Annotated in this window: 7 protein-coding genes and 1 pseudogene; 4 read left to right on the top strand and 4 right to left on the bottom strand. The window is 64.9% G+C overall.

The annotated features are described in order from the left end of the window. Positions 1-1,525 (top strand): MMPL family transporter (locus VFA16_RS00650; protein ID WP_324965964.1); only part of this gene is annotated, 1,525 nt, incomplete at its 5' end. On the opposite strand, the gene VFA16_RS00645 is transcribed toward VFA16_RS00650, so the two are convergent. Next, the gene (locus VFA16_RS00645) at positions 1,522-2,424 is read right to left on the bottom strand and encodes a DMT family transporter (protein ID WP_324965963.1); all 903 of its coding nucleotides are present in this window, start codon (positions 2,422-2,424) and stop codon (positions 1,522-1,524) included. The two genes, VFA16_RS00650 and VFA16_RS00645, sit on opposite strands and share 4 nt — an antisense overlap. 212 nt (positions 2,425-2,636) lie before the next feature. Here VFA16_RS00645 and VFA16_RS00640 point away from each other — a divergent pair, with 212 nt between their 5' ends. Further along, the gene (locus tag VFA16_RS00640; protein WP_324965962.1) at positions 2,637-3,584 is read left to right on the top strand and encodes a hypothetical protein; all 948 of its coding nucleotides are present in this window, start codon (positions 2,637-2,639) and stop codon (positions 3,582-3,584) included. A gap of 214 nt (positions 3,585-3,798) precedes the next feature. Here the strand turns inward: VFA16_RS00640 and VFA16_RS00635 are convergent, their stop codons facing one another. Together VFA16_RS00635 and VFA16_RS00630 are read right to left on the bottom strand one after the other, a co-directional pair. Continuing rightward, entirely contained in the window at positions 3,799-5,334 is a 1,536-nt protein-coding gene (locus VFA16_RS00635; protein ID WP_324965961.1) for a leucyl aminopeptidase, read from the bottom strand. 15 nt (positions 5,335-5,349) lie between these two features. Further along, positions 5,350-6,447 (bottom strand): adenylate/guanylate cyclase domain-containing protein, encoded by a 1,098-nt coding sequence (locus VFA16_RS00630; RefSeq protein WP_324965960.1) that lies wholly within the window; start codon positions 6,445-6,447, stop codon positions 5,350-5,352. 101 nt (positions 6,448-6,548) lie between these two features. Between VFA16_RS00630 and gcvT the strand changes: the two genes are divergently transcribed. Further along, the gene (gcvT, locus tag VFA16_RS00625; RefSeq protein ID WP_324965959.1) at positions 6,549-7,646 is read left to right on the top strand and encodes a glycine cleavage system aminomethyltransferase GcvT; all 1,098 of its coding nucleotides are present in this window, start codon (positions 6,549-6,551) and stop codon (positions 7,644-7,646) included. Positions 7,647-7,669: 23 nt separating this feature from the next. Beyond that, complete coding sequence (locus VFA16_RS00620) at positions 7,670-8,776, top strand: branched-chain amino acid aminotransferase (RefSeq protein WP_324965958.1); 1,107 nt, start codon at positions 7,670-7,672, stop codon at positions 8,774-8,776. A gap of 6 nt (positions 8,777-8,782) precedes the next feature. Here VFA16_RS00620 and VFA16_RS00615 read toward each other — a convergent pair. Beyond that, a pseudogene (locus VFA16_RS00615) lies at positions 8,783-8,866 on the bottom strand (adenosylcobinamide-GDP ribazoletransferase); the annotation flags it as partial.

The following is an 8,866-nucleotide window of genomic DNA, read 5'->3' as shown; positions in this document are numbered from 1 at the left end:
CGGGCGCACCGTGCTGTTCTCTGCGACGACCGTCGCGTTGTCGATGGCGGTGTTGCTGGTATTTCCGATGTACTTCTTGAAATCCTCCGCCTACACCGTTGTGGCCACCGCTGTCATTGTTGCGCTGGCGTCCGTCGTGGTGACACCGGCGTTGATTGTGGCGCTGGGTCCCCGACTGGACGCGTTGAATGTGCGTGCGCTAGCGGCTCGGCTGCTGCCCGGGTTGAGACCGAACCGCGACCACGCACACAAGCCTGCGAACTCGATGTACTTCTGGTACCGGTCGACCAAGTTCGTGCTGCGCCACGCCGTTCCGGTCGGCCTGTCTGTGGTCGCGCTGCTGCTGCTACTCGGGGTGCCGTTCCTAGGCGTGAAGTGGGGTTTTCCGGATGAGCGCGTGCTACCGCGATCGGCGTCGGCGCGCCAAGTCGCCGACATGCTGGACAACGATTTCTCCAACGGGCTAGGCAACTCGGTGACCGTCGTCGTCCCCGACGCCCGTGGTGTGAGCCCCGCCGACGTGGAGCGCTACGCCACCGAGCTGTCGCGGGTCCCCGACGTGGCGGCCGTGAGCGCACCGATGGGAACATTCGTGTCCGGACACCTGATGGGGCCGGCCGGCGGACCGACGGGCGTTGCTCACGACAGCGTGTTTTTGACCGTCAGCAGCACCGCACCACTGTATTCAGACGCCTCGGACACGCAACTCGACCGATTGCACGAGGTCGGCGGACCGGCCGGGCGGACTGTGCAGATGACCGGCTTGGCGCAGATCAACCGCGACAACGTCGCCGCGATCACCGAGCGCCTGCCTACCGTGTTAGCGCTGATCGCTGTCATCACTTTCGCGCTGCTGTTCCTGCTCACCGGCAGTGCGGTGATACCGCTGCAGGCGCTGGTCTGCAACATGTTGTCACTGACAGCGGCATTCGGCGCAATGGTGTGGATCTTCCAGGACGGCCACCTCGGCGGGCTGGGCACCACCCCCAATGGGACATTGAACGCCAACATCCCGGTATTGCTGTTCTGCATCGCCTTCGGGCTGTCCATGGATTACGAGGTGTTCTTGGTCTCGAGGATCCGCGAGTATTGGGTGGCCTCCGGAGCAGCGCGGGAGTGCGGACCGAGTTCAGCCGAGGCGCGCGCAGACAACGACGAAGCCACGGCTTTGGGCCTGGCCGGCATCGGTCGGGTGGTTACCGCGGCTGCGTTGGTGATGTCGATCTCGTTTGCCGCGTTGATACCCGCGCAGGTGTCATTCATGCGAATGCTTGGTCTCGGCCTCACCCTTGCCGTGCTTGTCGACGCCACCCTGGTGCGAATGGTCCTGGTTCCGGCTTTCATCCACCTGGTCGGTCCGCGGAGTTGGTGGGCGCCCAAGCCGTTGGCCCGGCTGCACGACCGGTTGGGGGTCGGTGAATCCTCGGCTGCCGCGGTGGGCCGCCGTCGCTGGGCAGCGGAGGCGGCCCACCCCACAGCGGGGCTCGATCAGGAGCCGGCTGTTTCGGTGCCGGACAGCAGTTAGCGCGTCGACAAGGCGTTTTCGGCGCGGAGCTGTTCGTCGATCCGATCACGAGTCGCGACCGCCTCGTCGCGCGCGAGGTCGACGATGGCCGCCGCCATCACCAGCACGGCGACCGCCAGAGCGATCAGCCCGACGCGACCGGTGTCCAGCGTCTCGCCCAGCACGAGCACACCCAGCAGTGCCCCCACCACCGGCTGCGATACCTGCAGGGTGGGCATCGACGCCGTCAGCGGCCCGGCCCGAAACGCTGCCTGGCTCCACACCACACCACCCAGTGCGACGAGGACGCAGGCATACAGCTCAGGCGTCCGGGCCACCGCCCATCCGCCGTCGCTGAGCCGATGCACGACTTCCTTGGTCAGTACGGCGAAGACGCCCCAGAGTGAACCTGACACGAACGCGTAGAGCACCGCGGCCACGGCGCCTCCCCGGATTCGCGCAGCTACGACGCATCCAACCAGCAGGGGCCCCAACACCACGGCCACAGTTGCCCAGGTATGCAGCGACGCGCTGGAACGACCGGCCTGTGGGTTGCCGATGGTGACGACCACGATCACCGCAGCGGTCAATAGGCCGGCGGCAATCCATTCTCGGCGGGCAACAATATGTTTCGACAACCTGGCATTGATGGGCAGTGCGAACAGCACCGAAAGCGTAAGCAGTGGCTGCACCAGCAGCACCGAACCGACACCCAGCGCGGCCGCCTGCAAGGCGATGCTGACTACCAGCACCAGCGCGCCCAACTGCCACCGTCGATCCCGTACCAGCTTCGCCAGCAACTGGACGTGCCCGACCGGCCCCTCAGTGATCCGGTGCGTGGCACGTTGCTGGACTACGTCGCCGATCGCAACGCACAGCGCAGAACCCAACGCGAGCAGAACGGCGATTGCCTGGGCCATGAGCGGTTTCTCCGTCGATGTCGGAAGCAGTGCGAGCAACTTCTGGTTGCCCCTTTTCCAAGTCGTACCATCCGGCCGCAACCACCCAGCGTGTAGTCCCGTGGGCTGCCTGACGTCGACGTGCGCCAGCGCGCCGAATCGGCGGTGAATTCGCTGCAAACCGGCCACCAATTTCGCGGTGCAATGCTGGCCGCTGACATAGGATCTCCGCGATGCCCACGAAACACATAGCTGACTCCTGCGTGCTTTGGAGTGGCTTCGATGTATCGATCGTGGCCCGAAGCTATGCGCAGTTCACCGGTATCCTGGCCGGTTTTGCGTTTGTCGTCATAAACCTTGTGCTTGACCGGGCTTATCGGCGCCGCACCGATGGCCATTCTCCGGGCTCGCGCGAGGTTGAGCATGACACTTCAGTCGGAATTGCCCTGGTGTGTGGATTCCTGGGACTGTTTCTGACATGCCTGCGATACAGTCTGCTGGCCGGTGAGCAGGGTTGCGCCCTCACCGGCGGCAGGGCCGCGTCCGTAGAAGTGCTAGCCGCTGTGTCGTTCGGGGCTTCCACCTATATCTTGCTTTACGCCATTGTGCAGTTTATTTCTGGTTCGGCTGGCGTACTTGCTCAACACTGCGTATTCATGCAAACGGTGCTCGTTCCGCCGATGACCGTCTTCTTCGTCGAAGCCACGCTTCCGCATCTGGCGGTCGCGTTGGGTGATCCGCAAACCCAGCGGCCGCTGCAGCCCTTCTGGGACAACGCAACTCAACTTGCGATTCCGATATCGCTAGTGATCGTGATCATCTGCGCAGCAGCATGGTTCGCTGGTATCAAGCGCCGACGTTCGGAATCACTCGCGAGCGATATCGCCCGAACAGTCCGAAGATTCATCCCATACATTACTGTCGCCATCGTCGGCGCCGTGATAATACGGTCCATCGTCTCGTTGCCTCCGACAAATCCGGCTGCGCATATCGGTCCACGCGAAGCGTGGCTATGGCTAGTCCTGCTTTGTGTCGCGGTGGTGATCCAAAGTACGGCTTTGTCTTTTCAAAGAAGCGTGGAAGTCCCAATTATCACTGCACAGAAAGACATCACTGATGACGGCGTTGGGACTGCTGATATCGATGAGCGCACGCGTCGGTTGTCGATCAAAGGCGGGTAAGCAGCAACGCCATATAGTGCCAGGCGCTTCTTGACCCCAAATCGTTCTGATTCGACCTGATCGATGTCCCGCGCGACGACAAAATCAGCACCGGAAGTTGTAACGAATTCAGCTGACACATGCGCCGTTCGGGAAAGGGGGTGCAGGGGTCGGCACCTAGTGCTACCGCCACCGCCGAACTGCGAATAACGCAGCGGTTCAAGGCCGCTTGGCGCTAGCCGTTCTGTGCGATGTCCTCCAGGACGGCGATCATCGTGCGGGTCGGCACTCCGGTGCCGCCCTTCGGGGTGTAGCCCCACGGGCTGCCGGTGTTGTACGCGGGAGTGGCAACGTCGATGTGCGCCCAGGCCACCCCTTCGGCGACGAATTCGCGCAGGTAAGTCCCGGCCACCAGCATTCCGGCGAAGCGTTGCCCGCTGACGTTGGCCAAGTCGGCCACCGTTGACTTCAAATCGTCCTTGAGCTCGTCGGGCAGCGGCATCGGCCAGCCGTTGTCACCCACTTGCTGCGATATGGCGGCCACCCGGTCGCGGAACTCGTCGCTGCCCATCACTCCGGGCGTGCGGGCGCCCAGTGCCACCGCCTGCGCACCGGTCAACGTCGACGTCTCGATCAGATAGTCAGGTTTGTCCTCACACGCGCGCACGATGGCGTCGGCCAAAATCAGCCGGCCCTCGGCGTCGGTGTTGAGCACCTCGCTGGTGGTGCCGCCGTAGTGCGTTAAGACATCGCCCGGGCGCTGCGCGGTGCCTGACGGCATGTTCTCGGCCATCGGCACCGTGGCGATCACGTCGATCGGCAACTCCAGCTGCGCAGCCAGCGTGACGGTGGCGATGACCGCCGCCGCGCCGCCCATGTCGGACGTCATGTAGTGCATGTTGGCGGCCGGTTTGATCGAGATCCCGCCGGTGTCGAAGGTGATGCCCTTGCCCACCAACGCAACCTTCTTGGCCTGCTTGGAGTTTTTTGCCAGCCGCGACCCGTGATGGACCAGCCGGACCAGCCGTGGCGGCCGCGACGAGCCCTTGCCGACGCCGATCACGCCGCCGTAGCCGGCTTTCTGCAGCGTCTTGTCGTCAAGCACCTCGACGTCCAGCCCGGCGGATTCGCCCAAAGCCTTTGCGCGGTTAGCGAATTCGGCAGGATACAGGTGACTGGGCGGGGTGTTGACCAAGTCCCGCGCAGTTGCGACGGCGGTCGCGACAGCCGCGGCGTGGCTGGCTTTCTTCTTGGCGTCCTTGTCAGTGGATAGCACGGTGATCTTGGCCAGCCCCGGTTCTTTGGGTGCCGTCTTGGCGCTGCGGAACTCGGTGAACCGGTAGCTGCCCAAGATCAGCCCTTCGACAGCCGCGGCAGCATCGAGCTGCGAGAGCGTCGTGATCACCGTTTCTGCTCCGTTTAGTGCTCGTGCGGCGGCCCCCGCGGCGCGGCGAACGACGTCGGCCGGCCACTCGTCGCGCGGTTTGCCGAGTCCGACCGTCAACACACTGCCCACCGGCAGCGACGGCGCTATCAGCCGGTGCGCCTGCTCGGAACCGCCCTTGGCGCCCAGCGCATGCAGACTCGTCTCGATCTCGGTGACCGCGTCGGCGGCGAGGAACGGTTCGGCTGTGGCGACGGTTGCGCGTGGGCGGTCCTCATCGCCAGTCGAGACCACAGGAACGATCAGGACGGCCTTGCCCACGCCGCGACTCGGCAGCGAGGAGGCGACGGTGACGGAGGGTGATTGGTAACCGGATTCGGTGCTCACGGGCAACCACCCTAGTCATCTGCTGGAGGCGTGCAGGTCATAGGCCGTCACCGGTGTATCAAAACCCTTGAGCTGCAACGGTTCTTGGGCAATTGCCGGCCAGTCGGGGAGCGCGTCGTGGACATCGGCTGGGGCGAGAATCTGCCCCGGTGATGCGACAGCGACGAGGCGTGCGGCCATGTTCACCGCATTGCCGAAGTAATCACCGTTGATTGCCAGCATCTCGCCGTAGCCGAGGCCGGCGCGGACCTGCAGTCCGACCTCACGAGCCAGCGGGTGATCGACGAGGTCGAGCGCCGCCTTGGCCAGCCGCTCGGCGCTTGGACTCACCCACATCACGGCGTCGCCGATGAACTTCACCACCCTTCCTCCGTCGCGGTGCACCACGTCGCTGACGGTGGCGGAAAAGCCGTTGAGCAACGTCGACAACTCCGCTGGCGTGAGCATCTGGGTCAGCGCGGTGAAACCGGACAGGTCCACGAAACCGACGCCGCACATCACGCCCGCCGAAGGGCCCGGTACCACCCCCTCGATGAAGGTCCGGACGCTGGTCAGGTGATGGCGGTGGACGGCGTCCATCATCGCGCCGATCCTGGGGATGAATTCCGCGACCGTGCGAAATGCCCGCGCTGTGGTGAGTTCGTCCTGGGTGAGGGTAATCCAGAGGTCGGGTGCACCGGCGCGGATCATGGACGACTCGGCCTCGGCGAGGCGCGCGATGGACGCACCGAGCACCCGCAGAAAGCCGGATACCGCATCCTCCCCGAACTGGGCTTTCATTGCGACCCATGTCGCGAGCCCGTCGACATCGGCCTGACTCAAAGCGAGAGCATCCGGGCTCGCGACGGTCAGGCCGAGCATGGCCCAGGCGTGCTCGACGTCCTTCAGTGGCACGCCGAGCGCGTCCGCCGCCGTCCGCATGCTGTAAGCCGGTGGACCCGAGCGCTGTAACGCGTCGCCCGCCAGCCCGAACAGGCGCCCGCAACGCTCGGCTTCGACCATCTCGTCGACAGTGAATCCCAAGCTGTCCAGATACTCGATCAGGCCAGCTCGCTCACGCGCATTGGCGATTCCGGCCGCCTCCAGCGCGTCAAAATCCGAGGAATCGACCACCTTTCGAAGTGTGCCAGCCCGCCCGGCGACGATGCGCGCCGCCTGGGCGGTGTGGGGAGGAGCCGGGCAGTCAGCCGCAGCCCCCGTTAGGGTCGATTGTCGTGAGCAATGACGTTCAGCACGGACCGCTGGAAGACCGCCACCGCGAGCTGGGCGCTACTTTCGCGGAGTTCAGTGGCTGGCTGATGCCGCTGTCGTATGCCGGCACGGTCAGCGAGCACAACGCCACCCGCAACGCCGTCGGCCTGTTCGACGTCAGCCACCTGGGCAAGGTGTCGGTGCGCGGCCGGAGCGCGGCGCGGTTCGTCAACTCAACTCTCACCAACGACCTGAACCGCATCAGGCCGGGCAAAGCGCAATACACCTTGTGCTGCAACGAATCCGGCGGTGTCATCGACGACCTGATCGCCTACTACGTCGCCGACGACGAGATCTTCCTCGTGCCCAATGCCGCCAACACCACCGCGGTGGTGGCCGCACTTCACGCGGTCGCACCGCCCGAGCTGGAGATCGTCAACGAGCACCCTTCCTACGCCGTTCTCGCCGTTCAGGGACCTCGCTCCGCGGAGGTGCTCGACGAGCTAGAGCTGCCGACCGGTATGGACTACATGGCCTACGCCGATGCGTCGTTTTCAGGCGTACCGGTACGCGTGTGCCGCAGCGGCTACACCGGCGAACACGGCTACGAGTTGCTGCCGCCCTGGGAATCCGCGAGCGTGGTGTTCGACGCGCTGTTGGCAGCGGTCACCCGCGCGGGTGGCCAGCCAGCCGGGCTCGGCGCGCGCGACACGCTGCGCACCGAGATGGGTTACCCGCTGCACGGGCATGAACTGTCGGCCGACATTTCGCCGCTGCAGGCCCGCTGCGGTTGGGCGATCGGCTGGCAGAAGGATGCGTTCTTCGGGCGCGACGCGCTGCTCGCCGAGAAGGCGGCGGGGCCGCGGCGGCTGCTGCGCGGCCTGCGCGCAGTGGGCCGCGGTGTTTTGCGGTCCGACTTGGCGGTGTTGGACGGAGATACCAAGATCGGTGTCACCACGTCCGGAACGTTTTCTCCCACATTGAAAACCGGCATCGCGCTGGCGCTGATCGACAGCGCTGCGGGCATCGAGGACGGTCAGCATGTCACCGTCGACGTCCGGGGCCGCGCGCTGGAATGCGAAGTGGTGCGCCCGCCGTTCGTGCAACCAAAAACGCGATAGACACGCGTAGATACAATCGCAGGATGACCAGCGGCCTCCTCGAGTTCACGGTTTCGCGCACCGCAAACCCGACACCCGATGAGGTACGCGAGTCGATTCTGCGCGACCCGGGTTTCGGCAAATATCACACCGACCACATGGTGTCTCTCGACTACACCGAGGGCCGCGGGTGGCACGACGCCAGAGTCATCGCTTACGGGCCGATCGAACTCGACCCCTCGGCGATCGTTTTGCACTATGCGCAAGGCGTGTTCGAGGGGCTGAAAGCGTATCGGTGGGCCGACGGGTCGATCGTGTCCTTTCGCGCCGACGCCAACGCCGCACGGATGCGGTCATCGGCGCGACGGATCGCGATCCCGGAACTTCCTGACGACCTGTTCATCGAGTCGTTGCGGCAGCTGATCGCCGTCGACCATGCCTGGGTGCCGCCCGCTGGCGGCGAAGAATCGCTGTATCTACGGCCGTTTGTCTTCGCTACCGAGCCGGGACTGGGCGTTCGCCCGGCCAAGCAGTACCGCTACCTGGTGATGGCCTCGCCGGCTGGCGCCTACTTCAAGCACGGCATTAGGCCGGTCACGGTGTGGGTGTCCACCGAATACGTGCGGGCCGCTCCGGGCGGCACCGGTGCAGCGAAGTTCGGTGGCAACTACGCGGCCTCGTTAGTGGCTCAGGCCCAGGCCGCCGAAAAGGGTTGCGAGCAAGTGGTGTGGCTCGACGCCGTCGAACGCCGCTACATCGAAGAGATGGGCGGAATGAACATCTTCTTCGTGTTCGGCAGCGGCGCGTCGGCGCGGCTGGTCACCCCCGAGCTGTCCGGCTCATTGCTTCCCGGCATAACACGAGATTCGTTGCTGCAGTTGGCTACCGATGCGGGCATCGGGGTCGAGGAACGCAAAATCGACATCGACGAGTGGCAGAAGAAAACCGCTGCCGGCGAGATCACCGAGGTGTTCGCCTGCGGCACCGCGGCCGTCATCACCCCGATATCGCACGTGAAATACGGCGACATTGAATTCACCGTCGCCGACGGCGAACCCGGCGAAGTCACCATGGCGTTGCGCGACACGCTGACCGGAATCCAGCGCGGCACTTTCGCCGATACCCACGGCTGGATGGCGCGCCTTGGCTAACCACCCCTAAACCGCGGCCAGCAGCACCGCGGTCACCGTGGTGGTCGCTTCAATCGCGGCCCCCAGCACGTCGCCGGTGATGCCGCCGAA

This window comes from Mycobacterium sp. (assembly GCF_035653355.1).
Taxonomy (GTDB): Bacteria; Actinomycetota; Actinomycetes; order Mycobacteriales; family Mycobacteriaceae; genus Mycobacterium.
This window is presented reverse-complemented; position numbering and strand designations above follow the sequence as displayed.

Coding starts and splice junctions, on each gene's coding strand:
- VFA16_RS00620 (WP_324965958.1), top strand. CDS start 7,670: ATGACCAGCGGCCTCCTCGAGTTCACGGTTTCGCGCACCGCAAACCCG.
- VFA16_RS00640 (WP_324965962.1), top strand. CDS start 2,637: ATGCCCACGAAACACATAGCTGACTCCTGCGTGCTTTGGAGTGGCTTC.
- VFA16_RS00645 (WP_324965963.1), bottom strand. CDS start 2,424: ATGGCCCAGGCAATCGCCGTTCTGCTCGCGTTGGGTTCTGCGCTGTGC.